The 15,286-nt window shown below is 63.2% G+C and carries 17 protein-coding genes and 3 pseudogenes; 8 read left to right on the top strand and 12 right to left on the bottom strand.

What is annotated here, in order from left to right:
* Positions 1 to 85 precede the first annotated feature (85 nt).
* Positions 86 to 1,144 (top strand): polysaccharide deacetylase family protein, encoded by a 1,059-nt coding sequence (locus AC1D1N_RS15345; RefSeq protein ID WP_477349426.1) that lies wholly within the window; start codon positions 86 to 88, stop codon positions 1,142 to 1,144.
* A gap of 57 nt (positions 1,145 to 1,201) precedes the next feature.
* Here AC1D1N_RS15345 and AC1D1N_RS15340 read toward each other — a convergent pair whose 3' ends face one another.
* On the bottom strand, positions 1,202 to 1,417 hold the full coding sequence (locus tag AC1D1N_RS15340) for a DUF2842 domain-containing protein (protein ID WP_142868027.1): 216 nt from the start codon (positions 1,415 to 1,417) through the stop codon (positions 1,202 to 1,204).
* Between the two features lie 257 nt (positions 1,418 to 1,674).
* Between AC1D1N_RS15340 and AC1D1N_RS15335 the strand changes: the two genes are divergently transcribed.
* Positions 1,675 to 2,766, top strand: a complete 1,092-nt coding sequence (locus AC1D1N_RS15335) for a COX15/CtaA family protein (RefSeq protein WP_112561355.1) — start codon at positions 1,675 to 1,677, stop codon at positions 2,764 to 2,766.
* Here the strand turns inward: AC1D1N_RS15335 and AC1D1N_RS15330 are convergent.
* The 3 genes and pseudogenes from AC1D1N_RS15330 to AC1D1N_RS15320 form a co-directional block, all read right to left on the bottom strand.
* A pseudogene (locus AC1D1N_RS15330) lies at positions 2,756 to 3,331 on the bottom strand (aminoglycoside phosphotransferase family protein); the annotation flags it as partial. The gene AC1D1N_RS15335 and the pseudogene AC1D1N_RS15330 overlap by 11 nt on opposite strands.
* Positions 3,277 to 3,789: a glycoside hydrolase family 19 protein gene (locus tag AC1D1N_RS15325; protein WP_436259635.1), complete on the bottom strand. Its 513-nt coding sequence runs from the start codon at positions 3,787 to 3,789 to the stop codon at positions 3,277 to 3,279. The gene AC1D1N_RS15325 and the pseudogene AC1D1N_RS15330, both read right to left, overlap by 55 nt.
* Complete coding sequence (locus AC1D1N_RS15320; RefSeq protein ID WP_436259636.1) at positions 3,744 to 3,953, bottom strand: hypothetical protein; 210 nt, start codon at positions 3,951 to 3,953, stop codon at positions 3,744 to 3,746. The genes AC1D1N_RS15325 and AC1D1N_RS15320 overlap by 46 nt, the downstream gene beginning before the upstream one ends.
* A gap of 231 nt (positions 3,954 to 4,184) precedes the next feature.
* Here AC1D1N_RS15320 and AC1D1N_RS15315 point away from each other — a divergent pair, with 231 nt between their 5' ends.
* Entirely contained in the window at positions 4,185 to 5,027 is an 843-nt protein-coding gene (locus AC1D1N_RS15315) for a phosphatase PAP2 family protein (RefSeq protein ID WP_477349423.1), read from the top strand.
* Here AC1D1N_RS15315 and AC1D1N_RS15310 read toward each other — a convergent pair.
* From AC1D1N_RS15310 to speB, 4 genes and pseudogenes are all read right to left on the bottom strand, one after another.
* Complete coding sequence (locus AC1D1N_RS15310) at positions 5,018 to 5,407, bottom strand: hypothetical protein (RefSeq protein ID WP_477349421.1); 390 nt, start codon at positions 5,405 to 5,407, stop codon at positions 5,018 to 5,020. The two genes, AC1D1N_RS15315 and AC1D1N_RS15310, sit on opposite strands and share 10 nt — an antisense overlap.
* A gap of 55 nt (positions 5,408 to 5,462) precedes the next feature.
* Positions 5,463 to 5,723 (bottom strand): annotated as a pseudogene (locus tag AC1D1N_RS15305) (aminoglycoside phosphotransferase family protein); the annotation flags it as partial.
* Between the two features lie 123 nt (positions 5,724 to 5,846).
* Positions 5,847 to 6,773 carry an N-acetyl-gamma-glutamyl-phosphate reductase gene (gene argC / locus AC1D1N_RS15300; protein WP_477349419.1) on the bottom strand — a complete coding sequence of 309 codons (927 nt, stop codon included), beginning with the start codon at positions 6,771 to 6,773 and terminating at the stop codon, positions 5,847 to 5,849.
* A 49-nt stretch (positions 6,774 to 6,822) separates the two neighbouring features.
* Positions 6,823 to 7,824, bottom strand: coding sequence for an agmatinase (speB, locus tag AC1D1N_RS15295; RefSeq protein ID WP_352560339.1), 1,002 nt, complete (start codon positions 7,822 to 7,824; stop codon positions 6,823 to 6,825).
* Positions 7,825 to 8,102: 278 nt separating this feature from the next.
* Between speB and AC1D1N_RS15290 the strand changes: the two genes are divergently transcribed.
* Positions 8,103 to 9,155, top strand: coding sequence for a glycerophosphodiester phosphodiesterase family protein (locus AC1D1N_RS15290; protein ID WP_477349417.1), 1,053 nt, complete (start codon positions 8,103 to 8,105; stop codon positions 9,153 to 9,155).
* 181 nt (positions 9,156 to 9,336) lie between these two features.
* Here the strand turns inward: AC1D1N_RS15290 and AC1D1N_RS15285 are convergent, their stop codons facing one another.
* On the bottom strand, positions 9,337 to 10,209 hold the full coding sequence (locus AC1D1N_RS15285; RefSeq protein ID WP_477349415.1) for an aldo/keto reductase family oxidoreductase: 873 nt from the start codon (positions 10,207 to 10,209) through the stop codon (positions 9,337 to 9,339).
* A gap of 91 nt (positions 10,210 to 10,300) precedes the next feature.
* Here AC1D1N_RS15285 and AC1D1N_RS15280 point away from each other — a divergent pair, with 91 nt between their 5' ends.
* The gene (locus AC1D1N_RS15280; RefSeq protein WP_192253378.1) at positions 10,301 to 11,200 is read left to right on the top strand and encodes a LysR family transcriptional regulator; all 900 of its coding nucleotides are present in this window, start codon (positions 10,301 to 10,303) and stop codon (positions 11,198 to 11,200) included.
* Between the two features lie 260 nt (positions 11,201 to 11,460).
* Here AC1D1N_RS15280 and rpsI read toward each other — a convergent pair whose 3' ends face one another.
* From rpsI to AC1D1N_RS15265, 3 genes are all read right to left on the bottom strand, one after another.
* Positions 11,461 to 11,943: a 30S ribosomal protein S9 gene (gene rpsI / locus AC1D1N_RS15275; protein WP_112561361.1), complete on the bottom strand. Its 483-nt coding sequence runs from the start codon at positions 11,941 to 11,943 to the stop codon at positions 11,461 to 11,463.
* A 1-nt stretch (position 11,944) separates the two neighbouring features.
* The gene (gene rplM / locus AC1D1N_RS15270; protein ID WP_112561362.1) at positions 11,945 to 12,409 is read right to left on the bottom strand and encodes a 50S ribosomal protein L13; all 465 of its coding nucleotides are present in this window, start codon (positions 12,407 to 12,409) and stop codon (positions 11,945 to 11,947) included.
* A gap of 223 nt (positions 12,410 to 12,632) precedes the next feature.
* Entirely contained in the window at positions 12,633 to 13,097 is a 465-nt protein-coding gene (locus AC1D1N_RS15265) for a PaaI family thioesterase (protein ID WP_477349413.1), read from the bottom strand.
* A 153-nt stretch (positions 13,098 to 13,250) separates the two neighbouring features.
* Here AC1D1N_RS15265 and AC1D1N_RS15260 point away from each other — a divergent pair, with 153 nt between their 5' ends.
* The 3 genes and pseudogenes from AC1D1N_RS15260 (at position 13,251) to AC1D1N_RS15250 (ending at position 15,283) form a co-directional block, all read left to right on the top strand.
* The gene (locus tag AC1D1N_RS15260) at positions 13,251 to 14,072 is read left to right on the top strand and encodes an enoyl-CoA hydratase (protein WP_477349411.1); all 822 of its coding nucleotides are present in this window, start codon (positions 13,251 to 13,253) and stop codon (positions 14,070 to 14,072) included.
* 2 nt (positions 14,073 to 14,074) lie between these two features.
* Positions 14,075 to 14,497: pseudogene (locus AC1D1N_RS15255) on the top strand (VOC family protein).
* Positions 14,498 to 14,506: 9 nt separating this feature from the next.
* Positions 14,507 to 15,283, top strand: coding sequence for an AAA family ATPase (locus tag AC1D1N_RS15250; protein WP_112561366.1), 777 nt, complete (start codon positions 14,507 to 14,509; stop codon positions 15,281 to 15,283).
* Positions 15,284 to 15,286: the final 3 nt, after the last annotated feature.

The raw sequence follows: 15,286 nt of genomic DNA, 5'->3' as shown, positions 1-15,286 counted from the left end.
TCCTTAAGGCGTATTCGTCGCGATCAGGGAGTTCGCGTCGGCGCGTTCCGTGCTTGGATTGAGCCTAGGCGCAAAAGGTGAATGAATGATCGACGGCGGGGAGGCAGTTCGGAAACTGGCGCTTAACATCGCCCGCTTTACCGGCCTTGCACCGCTGGCCAAGCCCTTCGTCGGCGGCATCGGCGCCATCCTGATGTTGCACCGGGTCACCGCCACGCCGGAGAAGCCCGACGGCGTCAACCGCCACCTCAACATCGCCCCGCGTTTCCTCGACACTCTTGTCGCCGACATGAAGGCGAGGGGCTATGCCTTCGTCACGCTCGACGAGGCGATCGAGCGCATCAAGGCCGGTGGCAAGGACGGCCAGTTCGCCACCATCACCGCCGACGACGCCTATCGCGACAACATGACCGAAGCGCTGCCGGTGCTGGAAAAGCACGACGCGCCGATCACCATCTATGTCGCGCCGGGCCTGATCGACGGCAGTGCCGACCTGTGGTGGGATGTGGTCGAGGACATCGTCAACGCGCGCGACCGGCTGACGCTGGCCACGCCGAAGGGGCCGGTGACGATCGACTGCTCTACCCACGGCAGAAAACTCCAGGCCAATGCGCGCCTGCACGCCTATCTGACGCTGGAAGTGCGCGAGGAGGACCAGCGCGCTGTGCTGCGCGATCTCGCGCGCTCGAACGGCATCGAACTCGATGGCTTGCGCTCAAGCACACTGATGACCTGGGACGATATCCGCGCCATGGCCGGGCACAGGTTGGTGACGATCGGCGCGCACACGGTCAACCATCGCAATCTGAAGCGGCTCGACGAAGCCGATGCGCGCCACGAGATCGGCGACGTCAGGCGCCAGCTGCAGGCGCAGCTCGGCGAAGAGCCGCGCCATCTCGCTTACCCCTATGGCTATGCAAGCGCTGTCGGCTGCCGCGAAGTCGGCTTTGCCCGCGACGCCGGCTACGCCTCGGCGGTGACGACCCGCCATGGCGTGCTGCATGCCGAGCATGCCGGCTTCCTGCACGCGCTGCCGCGCATCTCGGTCAATGGCCGCTACCAGAGCGTCGCCCATATCCGCACCATGCTGTCGGGTGTGACGACGCCGCTGGCCAATGCCGGCAAGATGGTGGTGACCATCTGAGATGGTTGTGACGATCTAGGGTGCGTCGATGTTCAACTGGCCTGCAAATGGCCCGCTTCAGCCCTTCGGCCGCGGCTCCAGGATCAGCCATTTGATGATGCCCATCGCCGGCAGCACCCAGAACAGGCCGCTGAACAGGAAGAACAGGAAATGCACCAGCGGGCCGGATTCCGACAGCTGTGCAACCGCTATGATCGACGCGACCAGCGCGTAGATGATGACCAGCGCCACCAGCAGGAAGGTTCCGATCAGCTTTTTCAGGCGGATGGGCATGAGGCGTTCTCGTTGATCGCCTTCGCTTAGGCCCAACGGGGCGCCTGTGCAACCCGCCAGAGCAATTCCAGGAAAAGTGTGAAACGGTTTTCCGTCCGGAATTGCGCCGAAAAACCAAAAGATAGAGCGGTTCGCCGTTTCCGTGTAACGGTGAAACGCTCTGCTTGCGGCGCGACGGCGTGCCGCGCCGTTCGGTCTTGTCAGCCGGGTTGCGATGGTTCACCAATCCGCCACTTGCAACCTGTCGGGACAAACACATGGCCGCCATATCAGCTGCCGCGCCCTACACGGCCCGCGACCGCGACCTCAACAACCGGGCGCTGGTGCGCGGCTGGCTCTATGTCGTGCTTTTGGTGCTGTTTGCGCTGGTGCTGATCGGCGGCGCCACAAGGCTCACCAATTCCGGCCTGTCGATCACTGAATGGAAGCCAATCCACGGCGTGATACCGCCCCTCAACGACGCGGAGTGGCAGGAGGAATTCCAGCTCTACCAAAAAATCCCGCAGTATGCCGAACTCAACAAGGGCATGAGCCTGGACGCCTTCAAGTCGATCTTCTGGTGGGAATGGGCGCACCGTATCCTGGCCCGCAGCGTCGGCCTGGTCTTCGGCCTGCCGCTGCTGGTCTTCTGGGCGACGCGCCGCATCGAGCGCGGCCTTGGGCCAAAGCTGCTCGGCATTCTGCTGCTCGGCGGACTGCAAGGCGCCATCGGCTGGTGGATGGTGGCCTCCGGCCTTGTCGACCGCGTCTCCGTCAGCCAGTACCGGTTGGCGACGCATCTGACGCTTGCCGCACTGATCTTCACCGCCACCATGGTGGTCGCGCGTGGGCTGGCGCCGCATTCCGAGCCCGCCGCCGACCGGTCGACGCAAAGATTGGCCGGTTTCATCGTGCTCCTGGCTCTCATCCAGATCTATCTCGGCGGCCTGGTCGCCGGGCTCGATGCCGGCCTGAGCTACAACACCTGGCCGCTGATGGACGGCAAGATCATCCCCAGCGACCTGCTGCTGCTCGAACCGGCCTGGCGCAATTTCTTCGAGAACCCGAAGACGGTGCAGTTCGTTCACCGGCTGGGCGCCTATACCGTCTTTGTCGTGGCACTCTGGCACATGATCGCGACACGGATGCGCCAGCCGGGAACGACGCATGCGCGACGCGCGACGCTGCTGTTTCTGCTGGTGCTGGTCCAGGCTTCGATCGGCATCGGTACGCTGTTGATGCAGGTGCCGTTGCACATGGCGCTGACCCATCAGGCCTTCGCGCTTATCCTGCTGGGGTTTGCCGCAGCGCACTGGCGCGGCACAAAGGGCGCCTATCCGCTGCCGCACGAGATAGAAGTCAGAAGCTGAGCCGCACCTTCCGGATCCCTTCGGCTACCGACAACTCGCGGTTTTCATCGACCGCATTCTCGTCTTCGTGGTGCCACGCGGCCGACAGGCAACCCCAGGCAATTGCGTGGTCCAGAATGGCGGGCGGCGTCTGGCCGAGCGTTGCGGCGAAGACTTCCGCCATATGCGCGATGCGCTCCGGATCGAGGCCGAGATCGTCGCGCTCGAGTGGGTTGTAGAACAGGTTGGCGGCGTCGAAGCCTGGATCGCCGAGCACGCCCTTCGGGTCGATCGCCAGCCAGCCGCGCGGTCCCTGCAGGATGTTGTCGTGGTGCAGATCGCCATGCAGCGGCCTGACCGCATGCGGGGCATCGAGCAGTCGGTCCGCGATTTCGGCGGCCTCGAGATAAAGGCTCGGTTTCCCCGCGTCGCGATCGGCTTTGGCCTTTTTGAACAGGCTGGCAAACCGTGTCCGCAGCGGCTACAGGTCCAGTGGAGCAGGGTGCTCTGACGGCGAGAACAGCCTTGCCATCACTTCGGCTGCGATTGCGGTGGCGGCGTTGTCGCCCTCTTTGTCGAGAACCTCGGCGCGGCGCTGTCCGGCCAGATCTTCTCGGTCTTGGCCAGCCATGCCCGCTGGTCGGCCAGGCCGGTCGTGCCGCCGTTCACCGCCTTGCAGACGCCAGTCGCGTCGTTCCTGTCGGCCCGGGCATTGATGTTACGGTTTTTCCAGAAGATCGTCGCCGCCTTGAGCGCGCCGGGGAAGGTGCGCAGCAGATCGGGCTGCGAGACGACAGGCACGCCAGTGTCGTTCTCGATCTCCTCGAAATTGTCGCGGCCGGTGGTCTGAAGGATGCCGGACCCGCGAAAGGCCCAGCCGTCGCCCGGCTTGTTGTTGCCGAGCCGTCCGCCATAGACCTTCTCAGCCAGCATCGCCGGGTTGTTTGCATAAGGCTTTGCAGAGGCGATGGTCGGGTATCGCTTCGACCAAACCTCTGTCATCCGCTTGGCGCTATAGGAGAGGTTCTCCTCGAGCGTGCGCATCCCGCCGGTTCGACGCAGACACGGGCGAAGAAATGCCGCAACCGGATCGGCGTGTTGCTTCCGGCCTCGTCCAGAAAATGCTGGTTCGCGACGATGCCGGCAATGATGGCCTTCGACGCACTGAGCGCCAGCCGTGCGAGGTCGGCCGCGAGGTTGCGGGACATGGCAGTTCCTTTCCGTGATCTCTGGCCGATTTACGTTCGGATTGCTCTTCTGTATTGTCTCGTCCGCCAACAGGACTTGCGGGGGAAGAATCTGTGCAAAGCAACAGTTTGCTGGCGATTACGGTGGGAGTCATCACCACCGGATTTGTAGCTGCAGATATTGCCTATGCAGCGGGATCGAACATTAGCCTTGACACGAGAAGCTACATCGAGTTCGCCAAGGTGATGGCAATGCTCGCCTTGATTTATATAATCCTAATATTGGTTGATCGTCGCATCGCGGGCGACAACGCGCCGATCGCCCGGTTCATCGCCGGCGGTTCCGACGGCGTGAAATCACTGGTCTGGAATGCCGGGTTGTTCATCCCGCTCGGCTTCGCCTCGGTCTATTTCATGTATCTGGCCGCCGCGACGAGCCAGCCTTTGATGGACCAGCCGCTGGCGGTGATCGATGGCGAGATCGGATTCCGCTGGCGTGCCTTCCTCGAATGGACCAATTCCTACCCGCTGGTCGCAAAGACGCTCGTCTTCGCCTACCACTCGGTCGGGCCGCAGATTCCGTTGCTGTTCCTTCTGCTGGCCTTCACCAGGCAGCATCTGCGGTTGACCGAATTCATGGCGATGCTGGCGATCTCGTCGGTCTTCACGGCAGCGGTGATGGCGGTCGTTCCGGCTGCTGGTGCCTATGCCTATTTCCAGCCGTTGCCGGCCGATTTCAGCAACTTCACCGCACGCGCCGGCATGTGGCATTTCAACGAGCTGATGCGGATCCGGTCCGGCGAGCCGTTCAGCCTATTGGTCACTCGAGCCGAGGGTCTGGTGACGTTCCCGTCCTACCATACCGCGCTCGGCATCATGGTCGTGTATGCGTTGCGCGACATGCGCTTCGTCATGTGGCCGGTCGCGCTTCTCAACGTAGTGATGGTTGTCTCGACGCTGCCCGAAGGCGGGCACCATCTGATCGATGTCATCGCCGGCGCCGGCGTCGGCCTGCTGACGATCGTTTCGGTGATGGCGCTGCAGACGCGCCGACGGACGTCGCTTCTACGCCTGGCGTCCGAAGATCAGCTATAGGTGTGCGTCGCGAATGCCTCAACATTGGCCGTTGATGTAGCCGCCAACGACCTTGCCGCATCTGCGGCAAGGTTGGTGACCGAACCGGCCGTCGCACGCATCGGCCCACCAAAGGTTTGGTCGTCATCTACGTTGGCACCGGTCAGAGTAATGGCCCCAATCGTGCCATCGCATGCCGCCGCCATCATGAATACGCAACCCGCATTGGCGACATTGATCGTGACGGCGGAGTCTCCTGTCTTCCACGATTTGGTATCGCCGGGTGTGTTCGATTCCTGCCCGGTGATGGTCCAGACATAAACTTCGGAGGCTACGACACCACCGCTATAAGTGGCCACAATCGTCACCGTCGTGCCGGTGGTGATCAGCTTTGAAGACATGCCGACGGTTCCGGAGACTGCTCCTGAGCCAACGCCAGTCGTGGTCGGCGTCGACAAGCAAGGTGTCGCCGGCATATTCAAGCAGCATGCGGTGGCCGTCGCGGCCGAGCAGCCGCACCGCGCCTTCGCCGCGCCGCCAGGCGAGATAGTGTTCGCCGCGCAGTTCGTCCTCGACATCGTCGAAGGGTTTTAATGCCTTGACGATCGCCGGCGAGCCATCCTCGCGGACAACCTTCCAGATACGGCTCGAAAACGTCTCGGCAATAAGCTCGGGCGCGCTGACCTTCCAGCGCTTTGGAAATGCCGGCGCGTCCATTAGAGCAATTCCAGAAAAAGTGTGAGCGGTTTTTCCGGGAAAAGCGCGTAGCGCTTTCCCTGGGGAATTTCTCCAAACAAAGAGATAGAGCGGTTCGCCGTTTCCACGAAACGGTGAAAGGCTCTAGAGGCCGAGCATCAGGTCCATGTTCTGCACGGCCGCACCTGAAGCGCCCTTGCCGAGATTGTCGTAGACGGCAATCAGCAGCGCCTGTGCCGTGTCGTCATTGGCAAAGACGTACACCTTCATGCGGTTGGTGCCGTTATACACCTCCGGATTGATCTCCGGCATGCGCTCCATATGCGCATAGGGCGCCACCTCGACCACGCCGCCCTTGATGGCGGCAAAATGGTCGGCGATCGCGGCGTGCAGTTCGGCACCGGTCGGCACGTGGTCGAGGCCGCCGAGCTGCAGCGGCACCACGGTGATCATGCCTTGGGCGAAATTGCCGACCGCCGGCTGCATGATCGGATCATGCGACAGCTTTGCGTAGGTCCTGAGCTCCGGCACATGCTTGTGCTGCAAGGTCAGCCCGTAGGGCAGGAATTCCGAGGCATCCTCGCCCTGGGCGACATAGTCCTCGATCATCGGCCGGCCGCCGCCCGAATAGCCCGAAATGCCATTGACCGTGACCGGGAAATCCGGCGGCAGCAGGCCGGCCGCCACCAGCGGCCGCAGCGTCGCGATCGGCCCTTGCGGCCAGCAGCCGGGATTGGCGACGCGCTTGGCGTTGGCGATGGTCTTGGCCTGACCCTTGTCCAGTTCGGCAAAACCGTATTCCCAGCCTGGCGCGACGCGATGCGCCGTCGAGGCGTCGATCACCTTGGTGGTGTCGTTGGCAATCAGCGACACGCTTTCCTTGGCGGCCGCATCCGGCAGGCACAGGATGGCGACATCGGCGGCATTGAGGAATTCGGCGCGCGCCGCCGTTTCCTTGCGGCGCTCGGTCGGGATCGAGATGATCTCGAGATCGCCGCGCTCGGCCAGCAGCGCCCTGATCTGCAGGCCGGTGGTGCCGTGTTCGCCGTCGATGAAGATTTTCGGTTTCATATCCCAGAATATTCCCTGCTAACTCGTCAAATTCGCTGCTAGTTCAAACCTATATGCCTTGGCCGTGGTTTGCCGCGCCATGGTTGCCATTGTTCAACTCTTCGGCCCGCGCCTTTCGTTCGGCCACCAGGCCGAGATAGTGCATGGCCACCATCGAGCCGGCGATCGCCGTTATATCGGCGTGATCATAGGCCGGCGCAACCTCGACGACGTCGGCGCCGACAATATCGACCTGGCCGAGCTGGCGCAGCGTCGACAGGATTTTCGCCGAGGACGGTCCGCCGGCAACCGGCGTGCCGGTGCCGGGCGCAAACGCCGGGTCGAGGCAGTCGATGTCGAAGGTGAGATAGGTCTTCCTGCCGCCGGTGCGGTCGACGATGGCATAGGCGATGTCGGACGCCCGCATCTCCTCGATCTCGTGGCCGTAGAGGATCTTGATGCCGAACGTATCGGGCGCATGGGTGCGGATGCCGATCTGGATCGAACGATCAGGGTCGATGATGCCTTCATTGACGGCGCGGCCGACGAACGAACCGTGGTCGATGCGCTTGCCGTCGTCCGGCCATGTGTCCTGGTGGGCGTCGAACTGCACCAGCGCCAGCGGCCCATGGATGGCGGCGTGCGCCTTGAGCAGCGGCCAGGTGACGAAATGGTCGCCGCCGAGCGACAATAGGAAAGCGCCCGATTTCAGGATCTTCGCCGCTTCGCGCTCGATCGTGCCTGGTGTCTTCTGGTGATTGCCCGAATCGAGCAGGCAGTCGCCATAGTCGACGACCGAGAGATGCTCGAACAGGTCGCGCGAGAACGGATATTGCGGGTCGTTGTCGAGGATCGCCGAAGCGCGGCGGATCGCCTGCGGCCCAAAGCGCGCGCCAGGCCGGTTGGTGACGGCGGCGTCGAAGGGAATGCCCCATACGACCGCGTCCGCGCCCTTTACGTCCTTGGTGTATTTGCGCCGCATGAACGACAGCGCGCCGGCATAGGTCGGCTCGAAGGATGCCCCCGTCTTGGAGCGGGCGGTGAAGGCGTTGTCGATGGTCTGGTTCGCCATTACGGGTCCTCTTTATTCATCGGGCTGCCACAACTATAGAACCGGCACGCAAGATGCCAGTCACAGCTTGGCGAAACGACGTGGCGCTCCAACGGGGCGACAACAGCATTGTGTCGCCAAGGCGCAAGGCCCTTCTCGATCCTGCTCCGGCGCGCTGCCGGCTTGGTTTCAGCACGACTTTGTTTGCAGCGGCGCGACAATCCACTAGCCGGCTTCGTTCACCGGCCTGTCACTGACGTCGCCTATCCCCGGGTCGATCCGGCAAGGAGCGATTCTCGATGCGGACCATATGCCTTCTGTTTTGCGCAGCACTTGCCGCCTTCACCGGCGAGGCCCAGGCAAGCGAAACCCGCGCCAGGCAAATTCTCGACCGCTTCGAGCACGCCAACCAGTGGCGCGACCATGTCATGGTCGCCGCGCATCGCGCCGGCAGCATGCAGGCCGGCAAGACGCTCTATGCCGAAAACTCGCTTGCCGCCGTCGAAGGCGCGATCGCGATCGGCGCCGAGATCGTCGAGGTCGACATCAGGCGCTCGAAGGACGGCGAATTCGTCGTCATGCATGACAGCTGGCTCGACCGAACCACGACTTGCAAGGGCGAGGTGACCAACTACACGCTGGCCGAGCTCAAGCACTGCAGGCTGGTGGTCGAAGGTACCGGCGCCGTCACCAGTGAGCCGGTTTCCACGCTGCGCGAAATGCTGCTGGCGACCAGGGACCGGATCCTGATCAACCTCGACAACAAGCTCGATGTCCAGGCTCTGCCCGGCATGATCGCCATCGCCCGCGATCTCGGCATGACCGAGCAGGTGATCGTCAAGGAGAACCTGTGGAACCAGCAGCGGATCGACACGGTCAAGGCAACGCTCGACGCCATTGGCGACGGCTTCCAGTTCATGCCGATCATCGCCGACGACGCGGTGCATGACGCCGCCTTTGCCGAGCAGGTCGGCAAGTCCTTTGCGCCCGGCGCCATCGAACTGATCAACTGGCGGGCAGGGGCGCAAACGCTAACCGAGACCGGCGGCCCGCTGTTCAGCACTCGCATGCGGGCGGTGTCGGTGCGGGGCGGCTGGCACATCTGGGCCGACACCTACGCTATCGTCAACAAGCCGGGCGGCTTCCTCTCCGGCGGCCGCGGCGACGAACTGGCGGTCGCGGCCAGCCTGCCGGCCGAAACCTACGGCTTCTGGGCCGACCGCGGCGCCACCATCATCCAGACCGATGAACCGAAGGCAGCGATTGCGTGGCTGGCGGCGAATGGGTTTCGCGTGCCTTATGCGGATGAGGCGCGGCCGGCCGAGCCGGCGAATACGGCGAGTATCAATTAGAGCGACGGCCGACGCTGCTGATCTCCCCCCTTGAGGGGGAGATCAGCAGCGTCGGCCAGAGGGGGTCGTCGCGCGTGGAGCGCTAACCTTCATCTGCCGCAGGAGGTCGAGTCCGGTCGGACCGACCCCCTCTGTCGCCTGCGGCGACATCTCCCCCTCGAGGGGGGAGATTACTCGCGCCTCACGCCGCCTTCGCGACCCCATCCAACTCGCTCAGCACATCAACCGACAGCTCCAGCTCCGCCGCCGCCAAATTCTCCCTCAAATGCCCAACCGACGATGTCCCCGGAATCAGCAGGATATTCGGCGAACGTTTGAGTAGCCATGCGAGCGCAACCTGCAACGGCGTGGCGCCGAGCCGCGCCGCCACATCCGACAAGGTCGACGACTGCAGCGGGCTGAAACCGCCGAGCGGGAAGAACGGCGTGTAGGCGATACCGTCGCGTGCCAGCTCGTCGATCAATCCGTCATCGTCCCGGTGCGCCAGATTGTACTGGTTCTGCACACAGACGATCTCGGCGATCCCACGGCCTTCCTCGACCTGCGCTGGGGTGACGTTGCTCAGGCCGATATGGCGCACCAGGCCCTTGCGCTGCAACTCGGCAAGCGCCGTCAGTTGCGCTTCGATCGAACCTTCGGCTGGGCCCATCACGCCGAACATGATGCGCAAATTGACGACGTCCAGAACCTCAAGTCCAAGGTTCCTCAGATTGTCGTGCACGGCTTGCTCAAGCTCCTTGGGCGAATAGGCAGGCAGCCAGGAGGCATCGTTGCCGCGCCGCGCGCCGATCTTAGTGACGATGACGAGGTCTTGCGGATAGGGGAACAGCGCTTCGCGGATCAGCTTGTTGGTGACATACGGGCCGTAGTAGTCGCTGGTGTCGATGTGGTTGACGCCGGATGCCACCGCTTCGCGCAGCACCGCAATGGCCGCGTCCCGATCCTTCGGCGGACCGAAAACGTGCGGGCCGGCAAGTTGCATGGCGCCGTAGCCGAGCCGCTTCACGGTGTGGCTGCCGAGGGTGAATGTGCCGGACTTTTGGATAGTGGACATGCTCGATCTCCTTTGAGGAGGCGAAGATAGGCGCTGCTCAACCTCGGGATAATCAGGTACAATCCGCACAGCTTGTGCGGATTGGCGAACAATGATGGACCTTGGTGATCTGAACGCCTTCGTGGCTGTGGCGCGTGCAGGCGGTTTTCGCGAAGGGGCTCGCGCCAGTGGCGGCAGCGCGTCGGGCTTGAGCGAGGCGGTGCGCCGGCTGGAGACGCAGCTTGGGGTCAGGCTGTTCAACCGCACGACGCGCAGCGTTGTCCCGACCGAGGCCGGCCTCAGCCTCTTGGGACGGCTTGGCCCGGCACTGTCGGAGGTGGAGGCGGCGCTCGACGTGGTCAATGGCTTTCGCGACCGGCCGGCCGGTTCGCTGCGCCTCAATGTGCCGGTCAGCGCCGCGCGGCTGATATTGCCTGACATCATTCCGGGCTTCCTCGCCGCTTATCCCGGTATCCGGCTGGAGGTGATCGCCGATGAGAACTTTGTCGACGTGCTGGCGGCCGGCTGTGACGCGGGCATCCGCTATGACGAACGGCTGGAGCAGGACATGATTGCGGTGCCGATCGGACCGCGCGTCCAGCATTTCGCCACAGCCGCCAGCCCCGCCTATCTCGATCGCCATGGGCGGCCGCAGCACCCGAGCGACCTGCTTGGCCACTCCTGCCTGCGCGGCCGCTTTGCCAGCGGTGCGATGCTGCCATGGGAGTTTGAGCGCGACGGCGAAGTGGTGCGGGTCGACACGACGGGGCCACTGATCGTGCGGATCGGCGGCGCGAGCGATCTTGCCGTCCATGCGGCGATTGCCGGCAGCGGCATCGTCGCGCTCTTCGAGGGCTGGCTTCGCCCGCACTTCGAGAGCGGCGCCCTCGAGCCCGTCCTCGAACCGTGGTGGCAGAGCTTTTCCGGACCGTTTCTCTACTATCCCGGGCGGCGCCTGGTGCCGGCGCCGCTGCGGGCGTTTATCGATTTCGTCAAGGCCGGTAAGTTCTGAGACTTGAACCGAAGCCGGCGCCGTCACCCCACCCGGCGCTGCGCGCCGACCTCCCCATCGAGGGGAGGTAGGCGTCAGGCCCCTTGCACTGCCGTTCCGTGCCCTGCCACCTTATTGAATGGCATCGGGCGAAACTGCCGCGACCTTCTACCTCCCCTCGATGGGGAGGTCGCACCGAAGGCGCGAGCGGGGTGACTGCCGAGACACAAAACAAAAAGGCCGCCCGGAGGCGGCCTTTTCGACATGGAAGTTCGATACGCTTAGCGCTTCGAGAACTGGAAGCTGCGGCGGGCCTTCGCCTTGCCGTACTTCTTGCGCTCGACGACGCGGCTGTCGCGGGTCAGGAAGCCGCCCTTCTTGAGCACGGCGCGCAGTGCCGGCTCGTAGTAGGTCAACGCCTTGGAGATGCCGTGACGAACCGCACCGGCCTGGCCGGACAGGCCACCGCCGACGACAGTGGCGACGATGTCATACTGGCCGGCGCGGTTGGAGGCGATGATCGGCTGGTTGAGGATCATCTGCAGGACCGGACGCGCGAAATAGGTCGCGAATTCCTTGTCGTTGACGACGATCTTGCCGGAACCCGGCTTCACCCAGACGCGCGCAATAGCGTTCTTGCGCTTGCCGGTGGCATAGGCGCGGCCCGACTTGTCGAGCTTCTGGACATGGACGGGAGCAGCCGGCTGCGTGTTGGTGTTGCCGGTAGCCGTTCCGAGTTCTGCGAGCGAGGAAAGCTCAGCCATCTTACGAAGCCTTCTTGTTCTTGGCGTTCAGCGCGCCGACGTCGAGGGTGACGGGCTGCTGGGCGACATGCGGATGTTCCGTGCCTGCATAGACGCGGAGGTTCTTCATCTGGCGACGGCCGAGGGGCCCGCGCGGGATCATGCGTTCGACGGCCTTCTCAACGACACGCTCGGGGAAACGGCCCTCGAGCAGCTGGCGCGCGGTGCGCTCCTTGATGCCGCCGGGGTGACCGGTGTGCCAGTAATAGACCTTGTCGGTGAACTTCTTGCCGGTGAACACCACCTTGTCGGCATTGATGACGATGACGTTGTCGCCGTCGTCGACATGCGGGGTGAAGGTGGGCTTGTGCTTGCCGCGAAGATGATTGGCGATGACAGTGGCGAGACGGCCGACGACGAGACCCTCGGCGTCGATCAGCACCCACTTCTTCACCACATCCGCAGGCTTCTGCGAAAAGGTTGCCATGGATTTCTGCTTTCGGTTAGGACCTACCCAAACGATCGGGAAGGCGTTTCTTGTTGCTTGGATTGGTGACAAGGCGCTTGTCCGCCACCAATAACAAAACGGCGGCCTTTGCGGGCCGCTGCTTCGGGAGGGCTTATAGGCGAGGGGGCTTTGCGCGTCAAGGCGCAGGAAAAGCCCGTCATCGCCAAAAATATAGTAAAAACAATTATTTGAGTAAAAGGTATTATTTTACCACATCATTTATCCGCTTCGGCGGGATCGAATAGGTGCCCGTTGCATGCGCCACCGTGTGTCCGTCTGGTCCGGCAACGATGTCGATGTCGAACACCATCAGGCTCTTGCCCAGCTTCAGGATGCGGCAATGGCCGTCGATCGGCCCGGCCTCGGCCTTGCGGACAAAGTTGATGTTGAGGTTGACGGTCACCGATAGCGCGTCCGGTCCGGCATGGCTGAGCACGCAGACATAGCCGCCAATATCGGCCAGCGTGAACAGCGACGGACCCGACACCGTGCCGCCGGGCCGCAAATGCCGCTCGTCGGCATTGAGCCGCACCGTGCAGCCGCCCGGGAACACATCCAGCGCTTCATAGAAGGTGAACTCGTCGTTGAGCTGCGGATAGACGCTGGCCATCAGCGCATTGATTTCAGCCGCATTCAGCACCGGCTTGAGATTGTCCTGGGCGGGCATGTCGGTCTCTCGTTCTATGCCGGGCTTGTATGAACGCAATGGCGCGTTTCTGGCAACACCTTCACCCGTCTGGCGCAAGCGATGGGTGTTGATGAAACCCGATCCGATATTAGATAGTCTGGCGGCGCCCAGCGGAATCGCGGAGACCTTATCATGGCCGAAATCCTTGCCATCAAACCTGCTGCCATAGATGGGCCGGTCATCGCCAGGCTGGACAAGGGTGTGCTGCGTCTGACGCTCGCCAACCCGCCTGCCAATGCCTTGTCGCTTGCCGTCATGGCGGCGCTGAGTGCCGAGCTCGACCATGCAAAAGCCAACAAATCCGTCCGCGTCATCGTCCTGGCGGCGGCCGGAAAGGTTTTCTGTGCGGGTCACGACCTCAAGGAAATGACCGCGCGCCGCGCCGACGCGGACAAGGGCAAGGCCTTCTTCGAGCAGACATTTTCGGCTTGTGCTGCCCTGATGCAGGCGATCGTGCGCCATCCGCTGCCGATAATCGCTGAGGTCGACGGCCTCGCCACCGCCGCCGGGCTGCAGCTGGTCGCCAGCTGCGACCTCGCCATCGCCTCGCATGAAGCGACGTTCTGCACGCCGGGCGTCAATATCGGCCTGTTCTGCTCGACGCCGATGGTGGCGCTGTCGCGCAACGTCTCGCGCAAGCACGCCATGGAGATGCTTCTGACCGGCGAGACCATCGATGCGGCAACCGCCAAGGAATTCGGCCTGGTCAATCGCGTCGTGCCGCGCGAATACCTGAATCAGATCGTCACCAAATACGCGCAAACCATTGCTTCCAAATCATCTCTGGTGGTCAAGACCGGGAAGGAAGCCTTTTACGCGCAGGTCGAAATGGGCTTGGCCGACGCCTATGCCTATACAGGCCGCGTCATGGTCGAGAACATGCTGGCACGCGATGCGGAAGAAGGCATCGGCGCCTTCATCAGCAAACGCAAGCCGGAATGGACGGACGAATAATCGTGGAACCGCGCATCTCCATCATCACCATCGCCACCGACGATCTCGACCGCGCGGTGCGCTTCTACGAGGCGATGGGCCTGAAACGGGATGCCGGCATCACCGACGGCGTTGCCTTCTTCCAGATGGGCGGCGTCATTCTCGGCCTGTTTCCGCGCCCAAGCGCCGAAGAAGATTCAGGCGTCACCTTCGCCAGGGCGCCGTCGGCGGTCTACCTCGCCTACAACACCCGCTCCGACGCCGAAGTCGATGAGGTGCTCGCCATGGCGTAGAAAGCCGGCGGCAGGATCGTCAAGCCAGCAGGGCGCGCCTTCTGGGGCGGCTGGTACGGTTATTTCGCCGATGCCGACGGCCATGTCTGGGAAGTCGCGCACAATCCGGCCTTTCCGATCGCGGATCACGGCACCATCTCGCTGCCGGACTGATCGGTCCGCATGGCCTATCGCAAGCAACTGACGCGACTGAAGGCGCCTTATCTCAAGCGCATCCTGCTCGACGCCACAAAGGTCGAGGACTGGGAGAAATATCCCTGGAACCTGCCACTGTTTCGCGGCCGTGAATTCGAGCTCGAATTCACCACACCGATCACCATCATTGTTGGCGAAAACGGCACCGGAAAATCGACGCTGCTTGAGGCCATCGGCGCGCTGGCCGGCTACGACGAGGCCGGCGGCGGCAAGGGTTACATGCCCGTCGACCATTCTCGTGCCATCGACAAGAGTGGCGCCGGGTTGGCGGACAATTTTCGGTGCCACTGGCTGCCGAAGGTTACCGCGGGCTGGTTCTTCCGCGCTGAATCCTTCTATTCCGTCGCCCGTTACCTCGACGAGGCGGCCAAGGAATCCGGCGGCACGCCGCCGGATTTCCTGTCCTGGTCGCATGGCGAGGGATTCATCCGCTTTTTCGAGGAGCGCTGCCGCCGGCAAGGCATCTACATCCTCGACGAGCCCGAAAGCGCGCTGTCGCCGTCGCGGCAGATCGAACTGCTCAAGATGCTGCGGCGCATGGACCAGTCGGGCACGGCGCAAGTGATCATGGCCACGCATTCGCCGCTGCTGATGGCTTGTCCCGGCGCGCGGCTGTTTCGCATCAGCCGCTTCGGCCTCGATCCGACCGATTTCAGCGACACCGATCATTTTCGCATGATGCGCGACTTCTGCACCGACCCGCAGGCGTTTATGGAAGAGGCGCTGCGGGAAGACGACGAGTGACAT

The organism is Mesorhizobium sp. P2_B5 (genome assembly GCF_056404775.1).
This window is presented reverse-complemented; position numbering and strand designations above follow the sequence as displayed.

What these genes read in the sequence shown, in the direction of transcription:
- speB (WP_352560339.1), bottom strand. Translation starts at nt 7,824, where the DNA reads ATGGCGAACCAGACCATCGACAACGCCTTCACCGCCCGCTCCAAGACG.
- AC1D1N_RS15280 (WP_192253378.1), top strand. Translation starts at nt 10,301, where the DNA reads ATGATGGACCTTGGTGATCTGAACGCCTTCGTGGCTGTGGCGCGTGCA.
- AC1D1N_RS15345 (WP_477349426.1), top strand. Translation starts at nt 86, where the DNA reads ATGATCGACGGCGGGGAGGCAGTTCGGAAACTGGCGCTTAACATCGCC.
- AC1D1N_RS15310 (WP_477349421.1), bottom strand. Translation starts at nt 5,407, where the DNA reads ATGTCTTCAAAGCTGATCACCACCGGCACGACGGTGACGATTGTGGCC.
- AC1D1N_RS15290 (WP_477349417.1), top strand. Translation starts at nt 8,103, where the DNA reads ATGCGGACCATATGCCTTCTGTTTTGCGCAGCACTTGCCGCCTTCACC.
- argC (WP_477349419.1), bottom strand. Translation starts at nt 6,773, where the DNA reads ATGAAACCGAAAATCTTCATCGACGGCGAACACGGCACCACCGGCCTG.
- AC1D1N_RS15335 (WP_112561355.1), top strand. Translation starts at nt 1,675, where the DNA reads ATGGCCGCCATATCAGCTGCCGCGCCCTACACGGCCCGCGACCGCGAC.
- AC1D1N_RS15250 (WP_112561366.1), top strand. Translation starts at nt 14,507, where the DNA reads ATGGCCTATCGCAAGCAACTGACGCGACTGAAGGCGCCTTATCTCAAG.
- AC1D1N_RS15340 (WP_142868027.1), bottom strand. Translation starts at nt 1,417, where the DNA reads ATGCCCATCCGCCTGAAAAAGCTGATCGGAACCTTCCTGCTGGTGGCG.
- rpsI (WP_112561361.1), bottom strand. Translation starts at nt 11,943, where the DNA reads ATGGCTGAGCTTTCCTCGCTCGCAGAACTCGGAACGGCTACCGGCAAC.
- AC1D1N_RS15315 (WP_477349423.1), top strand. Translation starts at nt 4,185, where the DNA reads ATGCTCGCCTTGATTTATATAATCCTAATATTGGTTGATCGTCGCATC.
- rplM (WP_112561362.1), bottom strand. Translation starts at nt 12,409, where the DNA reads ATGGCAACCTTTTCGCAGAAGCCTGCGGATGTGGTGAAGAAGTGGGTG.
- AC1D1N_RS15265 (WP_477349413.1), bottom strand. Translation starts at nt 13,097, where the DNA reads ATGCCCGCCCAGGACAATCTCAAGCCGGTGCTGAATGCGGCTGAAATC.
- AC1D1N_RS15320 (WP_436259636.1), bottom strand. Translation starts at nt 3,953, where the DNA reads ATGTCCCGCAACCTCGCGGCCGACCTCGCACGGCTGGCGCTCAGTGCG.
- AC1D1N_RS15260 (WP_477349411.1), top strand. Translation starts at nt 13,251, where the DNA reads ATGGCCGAAATCCTTGCCATCAAACCTGCTGCCATAGATGGGCCGGTC.
- AC1D1N_RS15285 (WP_477349415.1), bottom strand. Translation starts at nt 10,209, where the DNA reads ATGTCCACTATCCAAAAGTCCGGCACATTCACCCTCGGCAGCCACACC.
- AC1D1N_RS15325 (WP_436259635.1), bottom strand. Translation starts at nt 3,789, where the DNA reads ATGCGCACGCTCGAGGAGAACCTCTCCTATAGCGCCAAGCGGATGACA.